The following is a 24,127-nucleotide window of genomic DNA, read 5'->3' on the forward strand; positions in this document are numbered from 1 at the left end:
TTCAGTTCTGATCCTGGCGAAGGTCTTCCTGCATCAGCAGCTTTTTCAGCGGCAGAATGGCCGCTGGTTCCACGCTGAAGGTCCGTATTCCTAAATGGAGATAAACCGGAATGCGGGCGATGCTCTCGACGGTGATGCCGCACAGATACACTTCCACGCCGCGGGCCTCGGCCTGTTGCAGGACCTCCTTGACCAGGCGCCGCACGGCAGGGTTATCCACCTTGGCGACGGCAGCGGTGGAATCCTGTATAAGGCCCAGTGTGTAGCGGGTCAGATCCTCAATGTCGATCGCCAGCATCTGGGCGCCGTGTTCAATGAGCTCCCCGGCCAGCAGCGCCGCCGAAGGCGTATCCACAATGCAGCCGAAAGGCGGCATCGCTGCGTCGGGGGCGTCTTTGTACAACTCCTGACGGCAGGTCTCCACTTCATTCATGCAGGCGTCCCAGTCCTCCACGCCGGCAATCATGGGGAAGAGTAGCCGCAGGTCTCCGTAAGGTGCTGCCCGCAGCAGGGCTTTGATCTGGGGCCAGAAAAGGCGGTGCCCCTGCAGGCGTTTGGCAATCTCGGCGGTCCAGGGAGAGTCGTCATCTGCGTGGGTGTCGCAGGTACGTACGGCCACCATGGCACCGTCGGAATACTGGAGTTTTTCCCGGATACGGGCAAACTGCGCGTCTTCCGAAAGATCATCCATGATGACGGATTCGGTGCGCAGCAGGCCGATGCCCGCTGAACCCTGGGGCAGCAGTTCCCCGGGGTCGGAGGTGGCATTGGTGGCGGTCAACAGGCGGAAGGCTGTGCCGTCCCTGGTCAGGCAGGGGAGGGCTGCCACCGGGTCGGGTGTGCGCCCGTGCAGCCGATTCTCGGCCACTTTGCAGTCGGCCTGAGCCATATGAGTTCCGTCCGGTTCGATGATAAGGGTGCCGGTGTCTCCGTCGGAGGCATCCAGGATCGCCCGGTGTCCGGCGGCCAGTGCCGCCACGCCGTCGCCCAGCTGGATCACGGCGGGAATGCCCATGCTGCGGGCCATGATGGCTGCGTGGCTCACCGAACTGTCCTGATTACTCGCCAGTCCCAGGATCATCCGCCGGTCCAGACTGAACAGATCGCTGGGGAAAAAGCGGTCCGCAACCAAAATGCTTGGCCGCTTCAGGTGCAGCCGGCGGCGGGGGCGGCCGTCCAGAATATCCACCACACGGCGGCATACATCGCAGACGTCCACGCTGCGCTCCCGGATGTATTCATCATCCACATTGTTCAGGCGCCCGGCAAAAATCTGCTCGGCACGCTCTACGGCGGCGGCGCCACCGGCGCCGGCCGCTATGTAATCACCGATTTCGTTGGTGAAGGATTCATCCTCCAGCAGCGCGATCTGGAACAGGAGAATGTCAGCGTCCGGTCCTTTGGCGCGCTGGCTCAGGCGGCGCAGCTCATCCTTGGCGAGCACCACCGCTACATCGTACAGGGCGCGCTCCCGGAACGGGTCACACACAATGCGGTGCAGCCCGGCGGTGCCGTGATCGATCTGCTCTACCGGGCCGATCGCGATCCCGGCGGATGCGGATACACCGGTAAATGTATACATACAAGCCTCCTTTGACGGTTACAGCGGGGACATGCCGGTCAGAACCCGGCTGACCAAGGCTGTCACAAATTCTTCCGGCACAGCGGTGGCTAGAGCGCGTTCCGCCACAAGACTGCCGTCCTTGCCGCTCAGCAGCGCGGGAAAGCGATCAGCCGGGTCCTTGTCAAAGCTGCCCAGAAAAGCGGCCGCCAGAAGTTTAGGGGTGTAGGCCAGGTCCTCCGGCACATGCAGCCGTTCACAGGCCAGTTCCAACGGGGCCAGTGCTCCACGGGTGGGGGCACTGGGATTGGGGGCGAAGGGGGCCGGATAACCGGTGCGCTGCCGGGCGCTCTTTTCCACCCGGTCCATACCGGGGGCGCGGGCGTTGACTTCGGCCAGCAGCCGTTGATAGCCTTCTGCAAAACGGGAAAGAAACGCGTCGGGATCCGGTTGGATGGCATACGCGGTACCGCCCATGCGGCCAAACAGACGCAGGGTGTCAAAGTATCCCAGTGCCATGTTACGCGCCGCCCGTGCGGGATCAAAGTCCAGGGTGGGGCCCAGATTCCAGTGACTGCGCACGATGCGGGTGGGCAGTCCGGTGTTGTTCTGCCGTACGATGCCGATGCCGTCGATGTCCACTCCCAACAGTTCGGTGGCGCCCATGGAGGCGGCCAGCTGCAGGGGCATGTTGTCCCGCCAGCCGCCGTCGATGTATTTCACACCGTCGATTTCACGGGGGCGCAGCGCCGGAAAGCAGGCACTGGAGGCCAGCAGGTAATCCTTCAGCCGTCCCTGGGGGATGGCTTCAATGGGACACTGCAGGCTGCGCATGGTGGACATCTCGGTCATGACCAGACCAAAGTGAATCGGTGCCCGGCGTACGGCATCTTCGTCGATGAGGACGTCGATGCGCTCGGCCAGGGGTTCCACGTTCAGGCCGCCGCTGCGGATCACATCCTGAAAAAAGGCGTTCAGCTCTTCGGGGTTGAGGGTGGCGGGAACGTCCAGAACATCGTGAATCTCCAGGGATCGCCACAGCTCTTCCACCTCGCGGGCCTTGCCCAGGGTGAACATACAGCCGTTGAGCGTTCCTACACTGGCGCCGGTAATGATGGCGGGATGCCAGTCCAGCTCCTGCAGGGCGCGCCAGACGCCTACCTGGTAACTGCCCTTGGCGCCGCCGCCGGCCAGGACCAGCGCGCGCACAGGCTTGGATCTCGGCATGGCGGCACCCCTCCTTGCAGGTAAAATGGATATTTATACCCATTATACCATTCTCCACCGGGGATTGCTACCAGGAATTGCGTAACATTTTCGGGATTTTGTTCCCTTGGCGGTGCAGGACTTGCAAGAAAGGCGGAGAGCGTGTATCATGGAGACAGTGGAAACCATCCGGTTGCCTTGCTGTGCCCGGGTGGGGGAAGGAGATTCTTTATGGCAAAAAAACCGATTCTGGTGGTCATGGCCGCCGGCATGGGCAGCCGGTACGGCGGTCTGAAGCAGATTGATCCGGTGGGCCCCTCCGGGGAAGCCATCATCGACTACAGCCTCTACGACGCCCGCCGCGCGGGTTTTGAGACGGTTGTGTTTATCATCAAGCACGAAATCGAAGACGCTTTCAAGGAGGCTGTGGGAGCGCGGGCCCAGCGCGCCGGGCTGGAAGTCCGCTATGCCTACCAGCAGCTGGACAAGCTGCCGGAAGGCTTCCCTGTGCCGGAGGGACGCGTCAAACCCTGGGGCACGGCTCACGCCATTCTGGTGGCAGAGGAAGCCATCGGCGACGCCCCGTTTGCGGTCATCAACGCCGACGATTACTATGGTCCCCAGGGCTTCCGGCTGATCTACGACTACCTCAGCACCCATGCGGACGGCGACCGGTATGCCTGGTCAATGGTCGGGTTCCTGCTGGGCAATACGGTTAGCGCCAACGGCAGTGTCAGCCGCGGCGTCTGCGTTACGGATGCAAACAGCAATCTGGTCAGTGTGACCGAGCGCACCTGTATCGAACCCTATGACGGCGGTATCCATTTTACCGAGGACGGCGGCACCACCTGGACCGACCTGCCCGCCGACACAGTGGTCTCCATGAACCTGTGGGGCTTTACGCCGGGGTACATTGCCGAGGCAAAGGCCGGTTTTGCCGCCTTCCTGAAAGAGAATCTGCCGGTGAATCCGCTGAAGTGCGAGTACTACCTGCCCTCCGTGGTGACGGCTTCCCTGCAGCGGAAAGAAGCGGATGTCCATGTGCTGACCAGTGCCGACAAGTGGTACGGCATCACCTACCGCGAGGATAAGCCCGACCTTGTGGCGGCGCTGCAGAAGATGAGCGCCGACGGCTTGTATCCCACGGACAAACTGTTCTGATAAGGAAAACCATCATGCAATATACGGTAGGACAGATGGCGAAACGTCTGGGGGTGGCCCCTTCGACGCTGCGCTATTATGACAAGGAAGGGCTGCTGCCCTATGTGGAACGTTCGGACGGCGGCATCCGGGTCTTCAAGGAGAAGGACTACGAATGGCTGAGCATCATCGAATGCCTCAAGCAGTCGGGGCTTTCCATCAAGGAGATCCGGCGGTACATCGATCTGTGCTGGGAAGGGGATTCCACCATCCCGGAGCGGCTGCAGCTGTTTGTGAACCGGCGCCGGGCTGTGCAGCAGCAGATGGCCCAGCTGCAGAAGACGCTGGATCTGCTGGACTATAAGCTCTGGTTCTACCAGACCTCCGAGGCCGCCGGTACGACCTCCATCCATGATGGCCAGACGGCGGAAGATATCCCGGAGGAATACCGGGAAGCCTTCCAGCATGCCCATGGCCGCGGTGACAACTGAAAACAGCAAAAGCCCTCTGTCTTTTGGACAGAGGGCTTATCTTTGCGGCGGGAAAAGGCAGACACGCAGGAAAGCTGACTGCCATAGTATGGGTTACTCCAGGTTGCCGGTCAACAGCATGGCGGCGGTCAGTGCGGCCAGCGGCGCGGTCTCGCAGCGCAGAATGCGCGGCCCCAGACCCACGGTCATGGCACCGGCTTCTGCGGCGGCCGCGGCCTCCTCGGTGGAAAAGCCGCCTTCGCTGCCGGTGACCAGGGCCAGCCGCTGCGCACAGCCGGGGGTCAGCAGTTCCCGCAAGGGGGAACCTCCTCCCTCGTAGAAAAAGAGCGATTTGTCGTAGGCGGACAGGGCGCGGCAGACGGCGTCAAAGTTCTCCAGCGGCATAGCTACATGGGGAATCTGTGCCCGTCCGGCCTGTTTGGCAGCTTCGGCGGCAATCCGGTTGTACCGCTCGTTCTTGGCATCTTCCTTCTTGGGGGCGGCCACACAGTAACGGCTGAAGAAGGGGATGATCTCATGCACGCCCAACTCGACGCTGTGACGGATGATCTCGTCCAGCTTGCCCTGCTTGGGGTATCCCACAAACAGGGTGACTGCCATGTCGGGTTCTGCCTTGCTGGGGGCACCCTCGCTGACAGAAAATTCCACCCGCCCAGGCTGGATGGCGGTGACGGTGCCGGTGTATTCCAGTCCGTCCGGTCCGCAGAGGACCACTTCCTCCCCCGCGCGGGCGCGCATGACGTTGGCCAGATGATGGGCGTCGCTGCCGGTGAGGGCGGCTTGCCCATCGGCCAGTTCTCTGGTAAAATAGCGGTGCGGCATCTTATGCCTCTTTCTTTTCGCAGATGATGCAGACCCAGCCGCGCTTTTCCTTGACTTCCACCGGCGTCAGCCCGGCGGCCGCCAGACCGTCCAGCACTTCCTGCTTGCGCTCGTCGATGATACCGCTGGCGATGAACCGGGCGCCCGGTGCCATCAAAGCCGGTACGTGAGGTGCCAGCGACAGAATGGCCGACGCCACGATGTTGGCGGTGATGATGTTGTACTGACCGCTCGCCTTGTCCGAAAGGTCCCCCACCAGCACGGTGAAGCGGTCCGCTACACCGTTACGCTCGGCGTTTTCCCCGGCGGTGCGCACGCACATGGGATCAATGTCCACACCCTCGGCCACTTTGGCCCCCAGTTTCAAGGCTGCGATGGCCAGAATGCCGGAACCGGTGCCGATATCCAGTACCCGCTCGCCGCCTTTTACGATGGCGTCCAGCGTTTCCAGGCACAGACTGGTGGTCTCGTGGGTCCCGGTGCCGAAGGCCATGCCGGGATCCATGGTGATGGCGATGCGGTCGGTGTCATACTTCTCCCAGCCGGGGACAATGGCCAGGCGATTGCCGATATCCATGGGGTGGTAGTATTTTTTCCAGGCGTTCTGCCAGTCTTCCTGCTCCACACCGGTGGTGTTCAGCTGGTATTCAATGCCGCTGTTTTTCAGGCGCTCCTCGAACAGGGGCAGGATCTCCGCCGGGTTTTCGTCGGGTGCCAGATACATGTGCACGATGACGATGTCCCGGGGCTTGTCCAGCAGTTCCTGCTCGATGAGGTCCACATGGGCGATCTCCCAGGATTGCTGTTCCAGGTCGCTGTAATCCTCAATATAGATGCCGCCGTTGGCAACCATCGTGGCGATGGCTTCGGCGGTGTCGGCGTCGCGTTTGGCGACGGTGATGCTGATATCGGTCCATTCCATACGAAAAGTCCTCCGTTTCAAATTATCTGTATTATACAGGAAACCCCCTCACAATTCAATGTAGAAAGGAGAAATCCCCATGCAAATCCGTTTGCTGGACTGCGCTGCGGCGCAAAAAATCTACGAGACCCGCATGGTGCAGGACTTTCCTGCTGCGGAACTCAAACCCTTTACCGCCGTGCGTGAGATGATGCAGGCGGGAATCTACGAACCCCTGGCTCTGGAAGATGAGAACGGTCATCTGCAGGCCTACGCCTGGCAGGTGCTGCTCCCGGGGCGGCGCAGCGCCCTGCTGGACTATTTCGCCGTTCGCAGCGACCTGCGGGGCGGGGGCATCGGGACCCGGGCCCTGCACACCCTGGCCGCTTATTACAAAGATCGCCTCGATGATCTGATCCTGGAGTGTGAGCACCCCGACGAAGCGCCCGACCGGGCAGTGGCAGAGCGCCGCATTGCGTTTTATCTGCGGGCGGGGGCCTGTGCCACCCGGATCGAAAGCCGGGTGTTCGGCGTGCGCTACCGCATCCTGACGCTGCCCTGCGGCGGTCACGCGGCTGACGAAGTGGTGGGGCAGGAACTCAAGGATCTTTACCGCATGATGGTCCCGGAACCCTATTATCGCGGCAACGTGATATTTTTCGGTCCCTGAGGGTATACTACCCCTCAAGGGGGCGTAGTAACGATGAAACTGAATCCAAAAGAGTATGCCGACATGGTATCCCGTGCGTCGCCGCCTTCGCCTGCGATCCGGGATTGCCTGTGGGCATTTTTTGTTGGCGGCGGGATCTGCCTGCTGGGGGAAGCGCTACGCCAGTTTTTCCTGATCTGGTACGACGCGTCTCTCGCCGGCACGCTGACAAGCATCGCCTTGATCTTTCTGTCAGCGGTCTGCACGACACTGGGCTGGTATCAGAAACTGGCGACCAAAGCAGGTGCAGGGACACTCGTGCCCATCACGGGTTTTGCCAATTCGGTGGTGAGCCCGGCCATTGAATTCAAGGCGGAAGGCTGGGTCACCGGTGTGGGCGCCAAAATTTTCGGGATTGCGGGGCCGGTCATCGCCTACGGCACCGCGGCATCGGCGGTGTGGGGCGTGCTCTACTGGCTGCTGGGAAAGGTCGGGTGAACCATGGCCATCCGCAGAAAAGATACCGTACTTTTTGAAAAGCCGCCGGTCATTGCAGCGTGGGCGGCAGCGGGCGGCAAAAAAGAAAGTGAGGGTCCGCTGGCGCCGGGGTTTGATTTTCTGACCCAGGATGCCTCTTTCCCTGACCAATCGTGTGCCAACTGGGAGCAGGCGGAGAGCTTTTTGCAGCAGAAGGCCGCCGAACTCTGTCTGCGCAAGGCAGGTATCAGCCGCAAGGAGGTGGACCTGGCTCTGGCAGGGGATTTGCAGGCCCAGTGTACGGCCAGCAACTACACGATGCGGGCGTTGGAGATTCCCTTTGCCGGTGTTTATGGCGCCTGCTCCACCATGGCCGAAACGCTATGCCTGGCGGCTTCCCTGGCTGCCGGAGGTATTGTGCATCAGGTGATGGCGCTGACCAGCAGCCATTTCTGTGCAGCGGAGCGTCAGTTCCGTACACCGCTGGATTACGGCGCCAAACGCACGCCTACCGCCCAGTGGACAGCCACTGCCGCGGGAGCCTGTCTGCTCCGGGGGCCCGGACAGCGCGGCGTGCCGGTTCTGTCGGTGACGTTCGGCCGTGTGCAGGACTATGCGGTGCACGACATCAATAATATGGGGGCCGCCATGATGCCGGCGGCAGCCTCCACGCTGCTTCGCTATTTTGCGGCCACCGGTGCCGCACCGACGGATTTTGATGCGGTGTTTACCGGGGATCTGGGCGAAGTGGGCAGTGCGCTTCTGAAGGAGCAGATGGAACGGGAGGGCATCCCGCTGCCCAATCACAAGGACTGCGGCTGCCTTTTATATGATGTGCCCGCCCAGAATGTACAGGCGGGCGGCAGCGGAGCCGGCTGCAGCGCGGCGGTACTCTGCAGCCATATTTTGCCGGGACTGCAGAGCGGGCAATACCACCGGGTGCTGTTTGTGGCAACCGGGGCTCTGATGAGTCAGACCACCTTTCTGCAGGGGGAGAGCATTCCCGGCATTGCCCATTGTGTGGAACTGGCAGGGGAGGAAACGGTATGAATTATTTTTGGGCCTTTGTAATTGGCGGCGCCATCTGCGTCGTGGGGCAACTGCTCATCGACTATACCAGTCTGAGTCCGGCGCGGATCCTGACGGGGTACGTGGTCGGTGGGGTAATCCTCAGCGCAGTGGGACTGTACAAGCCTCTGGCGGACCTGGCCGGGGCCGGGGCCAGTGTGCCGCTGCTGGGGTTCGGCCATCTGCTGGCCCAGGGGGTCCGGCAGGCGGTGGACCAGTGCGGGCTGCCCGGCGTTTTTACCGGCGGCCTGACGGCAGCTTCCGGCGGTATCGCGGCCAGCCTTTTGTTTGCCTTGCTGGCGGCGCTGGTGGGCAAAAGCCGGGATCAGAATTAAGGCAAATGAAAATGCCCGTCGGGTTTCCCCGGCGGGCATTGTTCATGCGATCAATTACTGAGCAGCAGCCTTGTTGGCGCGCTTAGCCATGCGGCTGACCTTGCGGGCAGCGGTGTTCTTATGGATGACACCCTTGCTCTTGGCAGAGTCAATGGCAGAGACGGCGGCTTTCATGACGGCGTCTTTGTCAGCAGCATTGCTGTCGATGGCAGCGTCTGCCTTTTTGATCACTGTTTTCAGGTTGGACTTGATGGCCTTGTTGTGCATGGCCTCTTTCTTGGCCTGGACAACGCGGTCCTTCTGAGATTTGATGTTAGGCATTCGTTCCACCTCCTTGGTTCCCCATAACAGTACAAGTTATCCTACCACATTTTTTCAGCCCTTGCAAGTCCTTTTTCAAAAAAATATTCATGAAAGGCACAAAAACCACATAAAGTGGGAGGGAATGGAGGTGGAGTCTATGGCTTTGCTGCGCCGCTGCCTGGCGGTTCTGCTCTGTACGGCGGTACTGGTGGGCGGAACGGCTCTGACACTGGCGGCGGTGGCCCGTCTGCCGGGGCGGGCCTGGCTGCTGCGCGGGGCGATGCTTTGCCAGGACCCGGCGGCGACGGTATCGCTGAGCTGGCCGGTGCCGGTGGAAAAGCCGCGCCCCGCCACTCCGCAGCCTTCTGCGGTCAGCCCCGAGGCTACTCCGCAGCCTTCCCCGGACTCACAACCAGAAAGCACGGTTGTTTCTCCGTCCCCGTCCCCGGAACCCACCGTCACACCGCTGCCCAGCGCTGCGCCGCAAATCGAAAACCCCGGCTCCATCCGGGCGGAACAGTACGGGCAGGGCAGCGGGACCGGGTATATTACCCTGGGAGCCGGCAGCATCCATAACCTTACCCAGTACAGCGACGCCGATCTGCGGGCAGCCGTCACGACGCCGTCGCTGCCCTTTGCCGTGGAGGTGGACAGCGAGGAACCCCAGGTGCTGATCCTGCACACCCACGCCACCGAGACCTACCAGACCTGGCCGGATCTTGTCTACGATCCTGACTTTACCGCCCGCACCCAGAACAACGAACTCAATATGTGCGCGGTGGGGGAGAAGATGGCGGAAGTTCTCAATGCGGCGGGCATCAACACGCTGCATGACACCACACTCCACGATTCTCCCAGCTACACCGAAAGCTATGACCGCAGCTACGCCACCACCCAGGCGTATCTGGAAAAATACCCTTCCATCAAGGTGGTGCTGGACGTCCACCGGGATGCCATCGAGGATGCCGACGGCACGCGGGTCAAACCGCTGTGCACCGTGGACGGGGAAGACACCGCCCAGGTCATGATCATTGCCGGGTGTGATAACGGTTCCAGTATCCGCCTGCCCAACTGGCGGCTCAATCTGCGCTTCGCGGCGGCCTGGGAAGATGCCATGGAAAGCCGCACGCCGGGGCTGACCCGGCCGGTCATGTGCGCCTACCGGTACTACAATCAGGACCTGACCACCGGCAGCCTGCTCATCGAGATCGGCGGTCATGCCAACACAGTGGCGGAGGCAATCCGCGGCGGACAGTATGCAGCCGAGGCGCTGGCCGTGCTGCTGGGCGGCCATGTGGAATGAGGAAAGCCTGTCAAAAAAATACTGTACAATTCGGTCCCGACCCGCTATAATAAAAACAATCATTGTTTTTAATAAAGAGGAGTGGACCACCCATGCAGAGAACCGAACTCGTATCGCTGTACAAGGCCACCCCCGCCGACGGCACCAAAGTCACCGTCTGCGGCTGGGCCAAAACGGTGCGCGATTCCAAGAATATCGGCTTTATCTCGCTGTCCGACGGCAGCTGCTACAAGCCTGTCCAGATCGTATTCCAGGCCGATAAACTGGCCAATTACGCCGAGATCGCCAAGTGCGGTCTGTATACCAGCTTTGAGGTCACCGGCACGCTGGTGCTGACCCCCAATGCCAAGCAGCCCTTTGAGATCAACGCCGATGCTATCACGGTGCTGGGGCCCTGCGGTCCCGAGTATCCGCTGCAGAAGAAGAAGATGGGCATGGACTATCTGCGTACCATGACCCACCTGCGTCCGCGCACCAACACCTTCAACGCGGCTTTCCGTGTGCGCGGTCAGGCTGCCTTTGCCATCCATCAGTTCTTCCATGAGCGGGGCTTTACCTACGTGCATACCCCCATCTTCACCGGCTCCGACTGTGAGGGCGCCGGCGAGATGTTCCAGGTCACGACCATGGACCTCAACGACATTCCCCGCACCGAGGACGGTGCCGTGGACTATACCAAGGATTTCTTCAAGCGCCCGGTGAACCTGACGGTGTCCGGTCAGCTGGAAGCGGAAGCCATGGCTATGGCCCTGGGCAATGTCTATACCTTCGGACCGACCTTCCGTGCTGAGAAGAGCTATGATACCCGCCATGCGGCCGAGTTCTGGATGATCGAGCCGGAGATGGCCTTTGCTGACCTGAACACCTATATGGACACCGCCGAGGCAATGACCAAGTATGTCATTCGCTATCTGCTGGACAACTGCCCCGACGAACTGGCCTTCTTCAACCAGTTCTTTGACAAGGGCCTGATCGAGCGTCTGGAGCTGGTCGCCAACTCTGATTTTGCCCGCGTCAGCTACACCGACGCCATCGAGCTGCTCAAGCAGAACGATGCCAATTTCCAGTACAAGGTGTCCTGGGGCATGGATCTGCAGACCGAGCACGAGCGTTATCTCACCGAGCAGATCTTCAAGAAGCCGGTCTTTGTCACCGACTATCCCAAGGAGATCAAGGCTTTCTATATGCGCCAGAACGAGGACGGCAAGACCGTTGCCGCTGCCGACATGCTGGTGCCCGGCATCGGCGAGCTGATCGGCGGTTCCCAGCGTGAAGAGCGCCTGGATGTGCTGCTGGCCCGTCTGGACGAGCTGGGACTGCGCCGGGAGGACTATGACTGGTACCTCGATCTGCGCCGTTTCGGCAGCGTCAAGCATGCGGGCTACGGCCTGGGCTTCGAGCGCCTGCTGATGTATGTGACCGGCATCCCCAACATCCGGGACGTCATCCCGTTCCCGCGCACCTGTGGAGGTTTCTAAATGCTGCGGCCCATTGCGCCGCCGCTGCTGCAATGGTTTCAGGCAAACAAAAGGCTCCTGCCTTTCCGGCAGGAGCCTTCTGCCTATCATATCTGGGTCAGCGAGATCATGCTCCAGCAGACCCGTGTGGCCGCGGCAATTCCCTACTACAACCGTTTTATTGCAGCCCTGCCTGATCCGGCGGCGCTGGCGTCCTGCGAGCCGGACGCCCTGCGCAAGCTGTGGCAGGGACTTGGTTATTATAACCGCGTCAACAATATGCAGAAAGCAGCCCGTATCGTCTGCGAGCAGTACGGCGGGGACCTGCCGTCTGACTACGATGCCCTGCGGTCACTGCCGGGCATTGGCGACTATACCGCCGGTGCCATTGCCAGCATTGCCTTCGGCATCCCGGCACCTGCGGTGGACGGCAATGTGCTGCGGGTCTTTGCCCGCCTGTACAATGACGATGCCGACATCATGCAGCCCGCCACCAAGCGGCTGTTCACCGGTCGGGTGCTGGAGCAGATGCCCAAGGAAACGCCCGGCCCCTACAATGAGGCCCTGATGGAACTGGGGGCGCTGGTCTGTGTGCCGGGCATGCCGCGCTGCGAGGCCTGCCCGTTGGCCGCACTCTGTCTGGGATACGCGGCGGGGCGGCAGGCGGACCTGCCGGTCAAACCGGCACCCAAGGTAAAAACACCGGTGGCTGTTACAGTGGCGCTGGTGGAAAGCCCGGCGGGGCTTCTTCTGCAACGCCGCCCGGCCAGGGGATTGCTGGCTGGACTGTGGCAGCCGGCAGCCTGGGAAACTGTCATGTCCCAGGCAGAACTGGCAGAAGAACTGAGTAAAATTGGTGTACAGGTCACTTGGGGTGATGCGCTGCCTGCTGCCCGCCATGTCTTTACCCATAAGATCTGGAACCTGGGTGGCTGGCATGCCGCGGCGCCTGCCTGTGCGCTGCCGGAAGGCTGGGTTTGGGCAGCGCCGGAAGAGCTGGAACAGGTTTATGCAGTGCCCAATGCCTATGCGGCTTACATGAAAAAATAGAAACCCGATCCGCCAAATTTTTACATATGCGGTGTTGTATTCCGGTGTGGGGTCGGGTATAATAAAGAGGACCCGATGCGGGGCGTGTGTGCCCGTACAGCGGGACGTTCACAACCGTACGGCTGCGGCTGCGCAGCCCCGATTCCGGAAAGGAGAATGCCCCATGATGAAGAAGTCGACTTTTGGCGCCGTGCTGGCGTTTTTGTTTGCTGCAGCCGGTGCGCTGACCGCTGCTGCGCTGTATCTTTACCGCCGTGAGAAGGAGCTGGACGAGTACGAACGTCTGCTCTTCAACGATGAATATGAGGACGAGGACGACGACGAATATGATGACGGTCCCGTCTACGAAAAGATTCAGGAAGAGCCGGTTGCCACGGAACCCGAAGCTACCGGGGATGCGGACGAAGCGGGTCTGTGATCCGCCGCTTTTGCCCCACTGAAAATACAATAAGCCGCCGGGCGCAAACCTGACCGCGCCCGGCTTTTTAGTCACCGCAAGGCGATGGCTCGCTTTGCGGTCCCGCCGCAAGCCGCCCGGAGTCCGGTGCGTGTTCCCCGGTATGCGGGACGGCTTGGCAAGGAGACGTTATGCGCAAATTGCTGCTTTGGCTGGTCATGGTCATTGTCATGGTCGCGCTGATTCTGGGCGGTACGGCAGCCTTTTTATACAGCCGTACCGGGGAGGATGCGCTGCCGCAGGAACCGGTCACCTTCGGTGAGACGTCACTGGAACCCAATGGCTGGGACTGGGTTGTGCCTGTACTGGGCGACTCGGTCAACAAGACCTATCAAAGTCTTACCAATCTGACCGTGCAGAAACTGGGCACCTTTACCGATACGGTGCCCCAGCTTGTGCTGCCTGCCTGGGTGACGCGGGCGGAGATCACGATCACCGCACCGGACGGTACCAGCTGGTCCGGCGGTGTGGAAGACTGCAATACCTATACCTACACACAGAACGGCGACTATGACCTGGTCGTGACTGCCTATCACCAGGAAAATGAGCCGCCCGCTGACGCCCAGGGGTGGTATGCCTATCATGCCGCTTACACGATGCAGCTCACGCCTACTGTGACGCTGAGCAGTGAACGGGCAGCCCAGGGCAGTGTGGTGGCCATCATGCTGTCCGGCATTCTGGACGGGGAGCCTTCCCTGGAAACTGACCTGGGAACGGTCTGGTTCCGTAAAACGGCCAGCGGATATATGGGTTACATCCCCGTAACCTACAATGCCGAGAGCGGCGATCATGTCATGACGCTGACCTGCGGCAGCCTCACCCAGGAAGTGACCCTGTCGGTCAGCAAGACGGAGTACGGCAATGCGGCGGTTCCGGCGGAGGAAGACTCCGGTGGGGCCGAGGAATTCCGCAATGCCATCTGGCCGCTGTACACCACGGGGGAAAGCGAAAAGCTCTGGTCGGGGGCTTTCCAGCGCCCCAGCGCCGCCGAGGTCACGTTATCCTATGGCGTAGTACAGATGGTGGACGGACAGCGCAGCGGACAGGCGACCGGTCTGACTTATGCGGCTTCTCCGGGAGAGACCATCACGGCGCCCCAGAACGGAAAGGTCGTCTTTGCCGGCACACTGACGCTGACGGGCGGCACGGTGGTCATCGACCACGGCTGTGGGGTCAAGAGCTATCTGTATGGGCTGCAGACCGTCACGGCGGAGCAAGGCCAGACGGTCAGTACCGGTGATGCCGTGGGAACAGCCGGGGAGGAGCATGACCTGATTTACGAACTGCGGATCGGCAACAAATCTGTCGATCCCGATAAAGCGATTCTGGGCAGCAGCGGCTTGCAATACCGCGAGTCGGAATAAGCGGCTCTGCCTTTGCATAGAAAATCCCTGAAGACTGCACAGCGTTTTCAGGGTGTGCGCAACGAGGGGAACAGGAGAGTGGCATAGACCATGCAAGAAGAGAAGAACAGGACCACGCCTGGGCAGAAAACGGACAAAAAGCGTCGCCGCAGAAAGAAGAACTCTGCGGCCGGGGCGCATCCTGCGGTGAAGGCAACGCCGGAACAGGAAAAGAAGGAGCCGGAAAACGTTTTGGAAGAAACGGCAGAACAGCCGCCTGAACCGGCTGCATCACAGCCGGATGTGGTGACGGAAGAGGCAAAACCCGCTGGCGAAGAGATTGAACCGGCGGCAGAAGACACCCCGGCGCAGGACGCAGTGGCTGCCGAGCCGGAATCCCCGGAACTGGCTGAGCCTGCGCAGCCCGTGGAAACCGTACAGGAAGCCGAGGACACGCCGGCACAAAAGGCCGAAGAATCGGCGGATGAAGAGGCTGCCGCGGAACCGGAAGCGGCGGTGCCGGAGGGTGAAACAGAGGGGCCGCAGTCCCTGGAACCTTCGCAAACAGAGCAGACTTCCGCCAAGGAAGAGAGTGCGCCGGAAAATCCCGGCCCGACTCCGCCTGCGGAAGTGGAAACGACTGAATCCCCGGAAAAATCCGAGGAACCGGCAATTCCGGAACCGTCGGAAAAAACGGCACCAACACCGGAGACGGATGAGAAAACCGAAGAAAAGACCGCAGAGGAAACCCCGGAAGAACCCGCTTTGGCGGAAACCGAAGAGGATTCTTCTGCTAAAGAAGAACTTCCCGAGGAAGATGAGCAGCGGCTTTCGGATCTGACGCGCACGGTACAGCTGTCGGTAGAACAGATCATGTCCCGCGTCAGTGAAGAGGAGGCTGCGGAAGAAGCCGCAGAGATCCAGCCCGAGGCGGACGACGAAGAGGAGGAAGCCGCCGTTACCCTGCAGGATCATCTGCGCACTGGGTTGTCCGGCATGGCAAAGTGGTTCCTGCTGGTGGTGTTCTTCGTGCTGGTCATTGCCGGCTGCGGGGTGGCCTGGCTGTATCGCAGTGCCACGCCGGATATGCTGCCGCAGATTACCGTGACTTTTGCCGGCCAGACGCTGGAACCCACCGCCTACAAGTGGAAGGTCCCGGTCATCGGCAACTTGTTCAAACGGACCTATGCCGATACCTACAGCAGCACACCGGTGGATCTGAGCGAGACCATCGATCAGGTCTCCCCAGACTTTGTGATTTCTCCCTCGGATTACCGTACCGAGCTTACGGTGACCGACGCGGAAGAGAATGTGATTTTTGAAGGGGATACCGATACCTTCTCCTCCTTCCAGTTCACCAGCAACGGTACCTACACGGCCAAGCTGGTGGTGCACAGTGACGCCAGTTCGGTGCCCGGGGATACCTCGGTGACAGGCAGCGAAACCTGGTACTTCCATTTTACTGTGGGGGTGCGCCCCTCGGTCCGGCTCTCCAGCACGGCGGCCAATCAGGGCAGCGCGGTGGCGGTTCGCGTCGGCGACACGCTGGATGGTTCACAGCCTACCCTGCAGACCGAGCTGGAAAATGCAGGCTTTTTCAAGGCGAGCTCCGGATGGGTCTGCTATCTTCCTGTCCCCTGGGATGAACCGGCAGGTACCCAGACCATCGTGGTCACGGCGGGTGGCTATACCGAAACACTGGAACTTAAGGTCAAGGCCGTCAGCTGGGAGTACAAGGATTATTACAACAATTCCCAGCGTATTTCGCCCTACATCGGGCAGTATGACATTCCGGCCGAATTGCAGAAGCTTCTGACCCAGAGCGATACGGCCATTGCCTGGTCCAACGGCGGGTTTGTCCAGCCGTTCCTCAATACGCTGGACGTCAAGCTGGCGTTCGGAACCACCGAGTATGTAGGACGCAATTACAGCCAGCGCAATTCCAACAACGGGTCCGGCGGCCGTACTTTGACCAATCTGGTGCTGGATACCACGTCCGGTGAATTGTTGATCGCGCCGGCCAGCGGCAAGGTTCTGCTGGCCAAGGATCTGGGCGGTGACTTCGGCTATACGCTGGTCATTGACCATGGTGCCGGCGTCAAGAGCATCTTCTACAATCTGCAGAAGATCAGCGTCAAGTCCGGCGAGGAGCTCAAACAGGGGCAGACGCTTGCCACCTGCAACAAGACCACCGTGGCAGAGGTCCGCATTGGCACAGTGCCGGTGGATCCTTTGCAGGTCTGGCGTGGTCAGTGTGATGCCCTCAAATATTATTGATTCTGCACGTTGGTGCCCTGTCCCCTTGGGACAGGGCACTTTTTGTATGCCTGTCCCCGATGCGTGAGGAACACCCGGGCCCCGTCAGCCATAGTATGGCCCAAAGGAGGGGAGGACGCAATGCCGAAAACTTTTTGTGTGGTGGGCGGTGATGCCCGCCAGCGGGCGGCGGCACAGGCACTGCGGACGGCGGGATACCGGGTGGTCGGCCCGGAGGCTGCCGCTCAGGCAGATTATGTGCTGCTGCCCATGTCTCAGGACCGGGTCAGCGACGAAGTGGCGCGCACACTCCAGACGGTACGCCCGGGCACCTTGCTGCTGGCAGGACGCCCGGGTGCACCGGTGGAACGGGCGATACGGGAAGCCAGTCTGCCTATGGTCGACTACTTCCGGCGCCCGGAACTGGAATGCCTGAACGCGGTGCCCACGGCGGAAGGCTGCCTTGCGATGCTGCTGCAACTGCGGCAGCGTACGATATGGGAAAGCGATTTCCTGGTGCTGGGATACGGACGGGTGGGCAGGGCTGTTGCCAGGCGGCTGGAGCTGCTGGGCGGACATGTAACGGTCGTGGCCCGCAATGCTGAACAGCGTGCCAATGCACGGTGTGCCGGTCATCATGCCGCGCCGCTCGGCGCATTGCCGACGCTTCTGCCAGCTTTTGACACCGTCATCAACACCATCCCGGCGATGGTGCTGCCCCGGGAACTGCTGCAAAAGCTGCCGCCCGAGGCGTTGATCATTGACCTGGCCAGCCGTCCTGGCGGCACGGACTTTACGGCGGCAAGCGAACTGGGAATCCGTGCGGAACACGCGCTGGCGCTGCCCGGCAAGTGTGCCCCGCGCACGGCAGGCACTCTGATAGCCCAGACGGTGCTGGCCTTATTGGAGGAAAGGGGGAGCTTGCATGACGAACCATGAAGAAAGCGCCCGCACCGTGGCCTTTGCGCTGTGTGGCAGCTTTTGCAGTTTTTCGGTGGTATTGCCGCAGATCCAGGCGCTGCGGGAGCGGGGGTGGGATGTGCTGCCCATTCTCAGCGCCAGTGCTGCTTCACAGGATACCCGTTTCGGCACAGCACAGGCCCTGCGGGAATCCCTGCGGGAACTGACCGGCCGCACACCGCTCACCACCCTGCAGGCCGTGGAACCGCTGGGGCCTGAACACCGTGCCCGGGCGCTGATCATCGCGCCTGCTACCGGCACCACCATGGCCTTGCTGGCGGCGGGAATCAGTTCGACACCGGTGACGCTGGCGGCCAAAAGTCTTTTGCGCGGCGGATGTCCGGTTGTGGTGGCACCGTCCACCAACGATGGTTTGTCGGGCAGTGCCCCGGCACTGGCGGCGCTGCTGCAGCGCAAACACTATTATTTTGTGCCTTTCGGGCAGGATGACAGCTACAAAAAACCAAACAGCCTGAAAAGCGATTTTACCCAGCTGCCGGATACCCTGGAAAGTGCTCTTCGGGGGGTGCAGATCCAGCCCATGCTTCTGTGAGAATGGCATATCAAGCACCGGCTTTCATATATAAGTTAGTGAGGAAATATCGGCATACCAGCGGAGGCACCGCGTCCCGAGGGGCGGTGCCGTGCCTTTTTGCGCTGTGCCGCATCTGGATTGGGGGGCCATCATGCAGACAATCACGATCACCGGCGGGCATACCCTGCAGGGAACCATCCGGCCGGCCGCCGCTAAAAACAGCGTGCTGCCACTGCTGGCGGCCACTCTTTTGTGTGCGGGGCCGTGCTGCCTGCAAAATGCTCCGGAACTGTCCGACGTGGACACCAGCCTTGCACTGCTCCAGGCGGTGGGCGCCAAAGCGGTACGCCACGGTCCGGATCTGTGTACGCTGCCTGCAGACGTTCGGGATCTGTGCGGCGAGATCCCGCCCCATCTGGCAGGTGCCATGCGCAGCTCGGTATTTTATCTGGCCCCACTGTTATGCCGCACAGGAATGGTGCGTCTGCCGCTGCCCGGAGGATGCCGGTTGGGACCTCGTCCGGTGGATATCCATCTGGCCGGTCTTGCGGCGATGGGGGCAAAGGTGGAACTGGAGGGGGAGGCAGTGACGCTGCGGAGGTTCGGCCCGCTCCAGGGAACAGATTTCACGCTGCGGCTGCCCAGCGTTGGCGCAACCATGACCTTGTTGATGGCAGCCTGCTGCGCCATGGGCACAACGGTGCTGCGGGGAGCGGCCTGCGAACCGGAGGTCTGTGATCTTGTGGGGTTCCTGCGTGCCTGCGGCGCCCAGATCACCGGGGAGGGAACGCCTGTTCTTGTGATTCAGGGCCGCCGGGCACTGGGGGGCGTACGCTATACACCGCTGCCGGACCGTATTGCGGCAGCTACCTATGCGGCTGCGGCTGCAGCAGCCGGAGGACAGGTCACGGTGGCGGGATGTGCGCCCCGGTACTATCATGCTTTTCTGACCTTCCTGCAGGACTGCGGCGTGGAAGTCCGGCCGGGGGAAAGCGGCGTTGAGGTCGCGCGGGATCCTGCCCGGAAACTGCACGGCGGACAGCATCTGTATGCCAACGGATGGCCTGCTTTTGCCACGGACACCGCTCCGCTGGCGGCGGCAGTGTTGCTCACAGCCGACAGCCCCAGTGAAATTTATGACCACCTGTTTGCCAACCGGTTCGCCTGTGCGGCAGGGTTTGCCGCTATGGGCGCCTGCTGCCGTGCGGAGGGGCGCCGTCTGTGGATCGCAGGCGGGGCTGATCTGCACGGTGCCCGGGTGCAGGCACCGGACCTGCGGGGCGGGGCGGCCCTGCTGATTGCAGCTCTGGCCGCGCAGGGGGTCACGGAACTCTGTGATCCGGGGCATATCCGCCGCGGGTATGCCGATCTGCCGGCAGAACTGAACAGCCTCGGCGCGCACTGCAGCGTGCAGCGGGGAAAAATACCGGAACGGGAAAGAACGACCGGGTGAAATTCTACGTTTGCGCCAAAATAATCTGCCGGACCGCCCCCTACGGTTGGTGGATTATGTGCTGAAACAGGCAATTTTTACGAATTTTCCCCACAGGTATTGAAATCGGGGCGAAAATTTGTTATTCTAATAATCGGTTATATGCAAAAAATTCACGGACCAGTGTGCCCATTTTGGTGGGATGACCTGAAGGTCCGCTGACACTTTTACATTTTAGGGGGATACACTCATGGCATTCGTTCTCGACGAAGAAATGCAAAATGTGACCAATATCAAGGTCATCGGCGTAGGTGGCGGCGGCGGCAACGCTGTGAACCGCATGGTGGAGTCCGGCCTGTCCGGGGTCGAGTTCGTTGCGATGAACACCGATCAGCAGGCCTTGCTCAATTCCAAGGCCACGCAGAAGGTCCAGCTGGGCGCCAAGCTCACCAAGGGCCGCGGTGCCGGCGCCGACCCGGAGGTTGGTCAGCGCGCTGCCGAGGAAAGCAAGGACGAGATTTCCAACGCCCTGAAGGGTGCCCAGATGGTCTTCATCACTGCCGGCATGGGCGGCGGTACCGGCACTGGTGCTGCCCCTGTTGTGGCGGAGACTGCCCATGACCTGGGTATCCTGACCGTCGGCATTGTCACCAAGCCCTTTGCCTTTGAAGGCAAGCGCAAGATGAGCCTGGCTGAGCAGGGCATTGCCTCCCTGATGATGCATGTGGACTCTCTGATTGTCATTCCCAATGAGCGCCTGAAGCTGATCAGCCAGGAGCGCATCACGCTGATGAACGCTTTTGAGGCGGCCGACAATGTGTTGCGTCAGGGCGTCGAGAGCATCTCCAGCCTGATCAATATTCCGGCCTTCATCAACCTGGACTTCGCCGATGTGCGCTCCATCATGAAGGACGCCGGTTTTGCCCACATGGGCGTCGGCGTGGCCAAGGGCGCTGGCAAGGCAGAGAATGCGGCCAAGGCGGCCATCTCCAGCCCGCTGCTGGAGACCAGCATTGCCGGTGCACGCGGCGTCATCATCAACATTACCTCCAGCCCCGATATCGGTCTGGACGATGTGGAGACCGCTGCTTCCATGATTACCCAGTCTGCCCATCCCGATGCCAACATCATCTGGGGTACTGCCTTCGATGAGCGCCTGAGCGATGAGATGAGCATCACCGTGGTGGCCACCGGCTTTGAGAGCACGCCGGAGGTCGACGAGCCGATCCAGGCCCATGTGGACGCCAAGCGCGCTGCAGCGACCCAGCCCGTGGAGGCTGCTCAGCCCGCCGAAAAGGCGCAGACGGCAGCTCCGGACATCAGCCCCGTCATGCCCAACCCCATCTTCACCCAGTCTTTCAATACCGGTGTGGATACCCAGGTGGGCAGCAGCCCGGCCCCGGCTGAAGAAGAGGATGACGGCGATTACTTCGATGATCTGCTCAGCATTCTGAACAAGCGCTCCTGATTTCTGCACATTTTGCTGCGAGAGGATGTAAAACGCCATGCCTTCTGATACCAAGAACATTCAGGAACAGGGATTCCGTTCCAGTTTGTTCGGATTTGATAAAAATGATGTGCTGGCGTACATGAACGCATTGGCAGACGAAGCCCAGCAGCATGAGATGGAATACGAGCAGAAGCTGCGCCGGGTACAGTCGGAACTGGACACGCTGCGCAGCGAGCGACAGGATGCGGATGCTCGCATCAAGGCTCTGCAGGCAGAAGCGGCTGCGGCCAACCAGCGGGCCGAGGCGGCGGAAAACAAGCGCCGCGAGGGGGAAGAACAGCTGGAGAATCTGCAGAAACAGCTGGATACATACCAGTCCGGCCAGAAAGAAAGCCAGAAAAACGCCAATGTCTGGCAGCTCAAGTGTCATGACCTCCAGCAGCAGGTGGAAGATTTGCAGAAGCAGCTGGCAGCGTCGCGGCAGACAGGAACCGCACCGACACCCGATGCGGTGCGGGAAGCACGTCTGGAAGCCCGCAAAATCCTGTCGGATGCCAAGCTCTATGCCGAGAGTGCCGAGAAAGAACTCAAGCAGCAGGCTGACACCCAGAAGAGCCGTATGGCGGAAAATGCCCGCGGTATTGCGGCTGGAGTGATGCTGGTCCGTGACCGTCTGGCCAGCGTGGACCAGCGCCTGAGCGCGGCCACGCTGGATCTGGATGGCCTGACCCAGGCAATTTACCAGGCGCTGGATGACACCGAGGCAGAACTCAAAGAACTGGGCACCGAAATGCGGGATTTTGCTCAGGGAACGCCGGAGTGGACGGAACCGCAGCCTGCCCAGGAGCAACCCGCTCCCTCCAAGCCGTCTGCACCACAGTTCCGCGTCAAAGCGACGGCGCAGCCGCTGCGGAGTCATCGGAACGCCGCTCCGGCATCGCCCAAACCGGCGGGCAGCCGGCGGCTGCGCAATGCACGCAATCCGGTTTCCCAGTTGCTGCAGAATGAGATCGATAAGATCGACGATCAAAACAAAAAATGACAGCTTTGTACAGCCGTCCCGGCTTTTGACCGGGGCGGCTGTTTTTTTGTGAAAGGGCACGCAGGACGTAAGAAATCCCCGCCGCGGTTTGTTTATCAGGGTGAAACGAAAACCACAAAGGAGGAGAGGCAATGGAAACTACCGGCACACCCATGCTGACGCAGGCCATCCTGCGTGATCCGGAAACCGGTTTACGCTGGGCTATGCGGGACTATGCTGCGCTGGTCCGCGGCATCCTGCGACGGATTCTGCCCGGCAGGGAGGACGATGTGGAAGAATGCATGGCGGATGTCTTTGTGGCGCTGTGGCGCAATGCCCAGCACCTGCAGGAGAAGCAAATTCCGGTGCGGGCCTGGCTGATTGTGACGGCACGGAACACCGGCATAAACCGCTATCGTAGATTGAGCCGCCGCACAGAGATTCCCCTGACCGAGGAGATGGTCCGCACCCTGGCGGATCTGACGGAGGGCAGGACGGGGGACGCCACCGAAGCAGTGGGACGGCTGGTGGCGGCCATGGACCCGCCGGACCGAGAAATTTTTCTGCGCAAATACTATCTGCTGCAATCCAGCCGGGAGATCGCAGCTGCCCTGGGATTGAGTGTGACCAATGTGAATACACGGCTTTCCCGTGGCCGGGAACGGCTGCGCCGACAACTGCGCGAAGGAGGTATCACCCATGTATGACGATCGTGATCTGATGAATTGTCTGAACAATCTTGCAAGTGATGACGAACCGCTGACGAAATCGGAGATGGATGCATTGAGCATGGCGGTACTGCACCGTATCCGGGAAAAGTCCGCACACTCCGGGCGCAGGTACTGCAGGCGGAAATGGCCCGTCTGGGGCAAGGTACTGGTCAGCGGCGTAGCATGCGCGGTATTGCTGGTGGGGCTTAATGGTTTCAATCCGGCATTGGCGCAGGATTTGCCCGTGCTGGGAGATGTGTTTGCCTATATCAACCATCTGACAAAGGCCCCGCTGCAGAGTGAACAGCTGACGGAATATGCCCAGTCGGTGCAGCTGCAGGCGGAATCCTCGGAGCAGGATGCCCCGGAAAGCGATGCGCAGCAGGATACCTTGGGGCTGCCTTATGCGGTGACGCTGAGTCAGGTATACTGCGACGAACTGTATCTGCGGGTGGGGCTTGTGCTGACTGCCGAAGATGACAGTCTGGCGGGTTTTGAGACCGTGACCATCGATCCGCCCCTTCTGTGGGAAGATACCACCGAGGCGGAGGCTAACACGTTGTACGGCGGCGTTACCTTGAATGGAGAGCCCGTGACCAACGATCTCCTGCCTTGTTTCCGAAAACAGGATGCCAGAACCTTTGTCTGTGAGATGGACTATAATCTGCAGAACTATACCGGCGATACCCAGGATATGCAGGCATCGCTGACCCTATCCCACCTGGTGGGGGTGAAAACAGGGGATGGCGTCGTCGGTTCAGAAGTAAAGACGCCGCTGCAGGGGTCTTACACGCTTTCTTTTACGGTTTCGGCAGACGCCTCCCTTACCCGCACAGGTCAGATTGAGGGCGGTGAACAAAATGGGGTGAGGCTGTTCAGTGTGAAAGCTACCCCCGGTGAGACACGGACAGAATATGCCGTCACCGGAGCGCTGCCGGGGGACGCAACGCCGGCCTTGCGATTGTTTGCGGTGCAGGGAGGAACATGGACCAAACTGCAGCCGGCCTCAGGAAACGTGCATGAGGATGATGTGCAGTCTTGTACGGTGCATACCGATTACTTTGATGCCGTACCGGAAGGCGTTACCGAACTTTGCGCCCAGGTGCTGGACAAAAATGCGGAGGAGGAAGCGATACTGGCCCAGTGGACGATAACTCTGCCTCAATAAACCCAAAACAGCCTGCCGGTTTCCCGGCAGGC

General features: G+C 60.8%; 24 protein-coding genes. 19 read left to right on the top strand and 5 right to left on the bottom strand.

What is annotated here, in order from left to right; all coding sequences use genetic code 11:
- Position 1: 1 nt before the first annotated feature.
- On the bottom strand, positions 2-1,582 hold the full coding sequence (locus tag NQ490_RS13070; RefSeq protein WP_007046721.1) for a putative PEP-binding protein: 1,581 nt from the start codon (positions 1,580-1,582) through the stop codon (positions 2-4).
- An 18-nt stretch (positions 1,583-1,600) separates the two neighbouring features.
- Positions 1,601-2,788: a patatin-like phospholipase family protein gene (locus NQ490_RS13075; protein WP_007046720.1), complete on the bottom strand. Its 1,188-nt coding sequence runs from the start codon at positions 2,786-2,788 to the stop codon at positions 1,601-1,603.
- Between the two features lie 210 nt (positions 2,789-2,998).
- On the opposite strand from NQ490_RS13075, the gene NQ490_RS13080 reads away from it, so the two are divergent.
- Positions 2,999-3,928 (top strand): nucleotidyltransferase family protein, encoded by a 930-nt coding sequence (locus NQ490_RS13080; protein WP_007046719.1) that lies wholly within the window; start codon positions 2,999-3,001, stop codon positions 3,926-3,928.
- A gap of 14 nt (positions 3,929-3,942) precedes the next feature.
- Complete coding sequence (locus NQ490_RS13085) at positions 3,943-4,398, top strand: MerR family transcriptional regulator (RefSeq protein ID WP_007046718.1); 456 nt, start codon at positions 3,943-3,945, stop codon at positions 4,396-4,398.
- 93 nt (positions 4,399-4,491) lie between these two features.
- Here NQ490_RS13085 and NQ490_RS13090 read toward each other — a convergent pair whose 3' ends face one another.
- Positions 4,492-5,220 carry an RsmE family RNA methyltransferase gene (locus NQ490_RS13090; RefSeq protein ID WP_007046717.1) on the bottom strand — a complete coding sequence of 243 codons (729 nt, stop codon included), beginning with the start codon at positions 5,218-5,220 and terminating at the stop codon, positions 4,492-4,494.
- 1 nt (position 5,221) lies between these two features.
- Positions 5,222-6,142: a 50S ribosomal protein L11 methyltransferase gene (gene prmA / locus NQ490_RS13095; protein WP_007046716.1), complete on the bottom strand. Its 921-nt coding sequence runs from the start codon at positions 6,140-6,142 to the stop codon at positions 5,222-5,224.
- Between the two features lie 79 nt (positions 6,143-6,221).
- Here prmA and NQ490_RS13100 point away from each other — a divergent pair, with 79 nt between their 5' ends.
- From NQ490_RS13100 to NQ490_RS13115, 4 genes are read left to right on the top strand one after another with little or no spacing between them, the layout of a single operon-like run.
- Positions 6,222-6,791: a GNAT family N-acetyltransferase gene (locus NQ490_RS13100; RefSeq protein WP_007046715.1), complete on the top strand. Its 570-nt coding sequence runs from the start codon at positions 6,222-6,224 to the stop codon at positions 6,789-6,791.
- A 33-nt stretch (positions 6,792-6,824) separates the two neighbouring features.
- Positions 6,825-7,268 (top strand): SpoVA/SpoVAEb family sporulation membrane protein, encoded by a 444-nt coding sequence (locus NQ490_RS13105; protein WP_007046714.1) that lies wholly within the window; start codon positions 6,825-6,827, stop codon positions 7,266-7,268.
- Between the two features lie 3 nt (positions 7,269-7,271).
- Positions 7,272-8,297, top strand: coding sequence for a stage V sporulation protein AD (locus NQ490_RS13110; protein WP_007046713.1), 1,026 nt, complete (start codon positions 7,272-7,274; stop codon positions 8,295-8,297).
- Entirely contained in the window at positions 8,294-8,650 is a 357-nt protein-coding gene (locus NQ490_RS13115) for a SpoVA/SpoVAEb family sporulation membrane protein (RefSeq protein WP_007046712.1), read from the top strand. Before NQ490_RS13110 ends, NQ490_RS13115 begins: the two co-directional genes overlap by 4 nt.
- Positions 8,651-8,704: 54 nt before the next feature.
- On the opposite strand, the gene rpsT is transcribed toward NQ490_RS13115, so the two are convergent.
- Positions 8,705-8,971, bottom strand: coding sequence for a 30S ribosomal protein S20 (rpsT, locus tag NQ490_RS13120; RefSeq protein ID WP_007046711.1), 267 nt, complete (start codon positions 8,969-8,971; stop codon positions 8,705-8,707).
- Between the two features lie 139 nt (positions 8,972-9,110).
- Between rpsT and spoIIP the strand changes: the two genes are divergently transcribed.
- The 13 genes from spoIIP (at position 9,111) to NQ490_RS13185 (ending at position 24,095) form a co-directional block, all read left to right on the top strand.
- The gene (gene spoIIP, locus NQ490_RS13125; RefSeq protein ID WP_242654984.1) at positions 9,111-10,256 is read left to right on the top strand and encodes a stage II sporulation protein P; all 1,146 of its coding nucleotides are present in this window, start codon (positions 9,111-9,113) and stop codon (positions 10,254-10,256) included.
- A 92-nt stretch (positions 10,257-10,348) separates the two neighbouring features.
- Complete coding sequence (gene asnS / locus NQ490_RS13130; RefSeq protein ID WP_007046709.1) at positions 10,349-11,734, top strand: asparagine--tRNA ligase; 1,386 nt, start codon at positions 10,349-10,351, stop codon at positions 11,732-11,734.
- Entirely contained in the window at positions 11,735-12,763 is a 1,029-nt protein-coding gene (locus NQ490_RS13135) for an A/G-specific adenine glycosylase (protein ID WP_007046708.1), read from the top strand. It abuts the gene before it with no gap.
- A 163-nt stretch (positions 12,764-12,926) separates the two neighbouring features.
- Positions 12,927-13,181, top strand: coding sequence for a hypothetical protein (locus NQ490_RS13140; protein ID WP_007046707.1), 255 nt, complete (start codon positions 12,927-12,929; stop codon positions 13,179-13,181).
- A 170-nt stretch (positions 13,182-13,351) separates the two neighbouring features.
- Complete coding sequence (locus NQ490_RS13145; RefSeq protein WP_007046706.1) at positions 13,352-14,584, top strand: murein hydrolase activator EnvC family protein; 1,233 nt, start codon at positions 13,352-13,354, stop codon at positions 14,582-14,584.
- 90 nt (positions 14,585-14,674) lie between these two features.
- Positions 14,675-16,840, top strand: coding sequence for a M23 family metallopeptidase (locus tag NQ490_RS13150; RefSeq protein WP_007046705.1), 2,166 nt, complete (start codon positions 14,675-14,677; stop codon positions 16,838-16,840).
- A 120-nt stretch (positions 16,841-16,960) separates the two neighbouring features.
- Positions 16,961-17,758 carry an NAD(P)-dependent oxidoreductase gene (locus NQ490_RS13155; protein WP_007046704.1) on the top strand — a complete coding sequence of 266 codons (798 nt, stop codon included), beginning with the start codon at positions 16,961-16,963 and terminating at the stop codon, positions 17,756-17,758.
- Complete coding sequence (locus tag NQ490_RS13160) at positions 17,745-18,332, top strand: dipicolinate synthase subunit B (RefSeq protein ID WP_007046703.1); 588 nt, start codon at positions 17,745-17,747, stop codon at positions 18,330-18,332. The genes NQ490_RS13155 and NQ490_RS13160 overlap by 14 nt, the downstream gene beginning before the upstream one ends.
- Before the next feature lie 133 nt (positions 18,333-18,465).
- Positions 18,466-19,767 (top strand): UDP-N-acetylglucosamine 1-carboxyvinyltransferase, encoded by a 1,302-nt coding sequence (locus NQ490_RS13165; protein ID WP_007046702.1) that lies wholly within the window; start codon positions 18,466-18,468, stop codon positions 19,765-19,767.
- Between the two features lie 229 nt (positions 19,768-19,996).
- Positions 19,997-21,214 carry a cell division protein FtsZ gene (gene ftsZ / locus NQ490_RS13170; RefSeq protein WP_007046700.1) on the top strand — a complete coding sequence of 406 codons (1,218 nt, stop codon included), beginning with the start codon at positions 19,997-19,999 and terminating at the stop codon, positions 21,212-21,214.
- 37 nt (positions 21,215-21,251) lie between these two features.
- Entirely contained in the window at positions 21,252-22,238 is a 987-nt protein-coding gene (locus tag NQ490_RS13175) for a hypothetical protein (RefSeq protein ID WP_007046699.1), read from the top strand.
- 131 nt (positions 22,239-22,369) lie between these two features.
- The gene (locus NQ490_RS13180) at positions 22,370-22,924 is read left to right on the top strand and encodes a sigma-70 family RNA polymerase sigma factor (protein WP_007046698.1); all 555 of its coding nucleotides are present in this window, start codon (positions 22,370-22,372) and stop codon (positions 22,922-22,924) included.
- Entirely contained in the window at positions 22,917-24,095 is a 1,179-nt protein-coding gene (locus tag NQ490_RS13185; protein WP_007046697.1) for a DUF4179 domain-containing protein, read from the top strand. The genes NQ490_RS13180 and NQ490_RS13185 overlap by 8 nt, the downstream gene beginning before the upstream one ends.
- Positions 24,096-24,127: the final 32 nt, after the last annotated feature.

Source organism: Subdoligranulum variabile, from assembly GCF_025152575.1.
Taxonomy (GTDB): Bacteria; Bacillota; Clostridia; order Oscillospirales; family Ruminococcaceae; genus Gemmiger; species Gemmiger variabilis.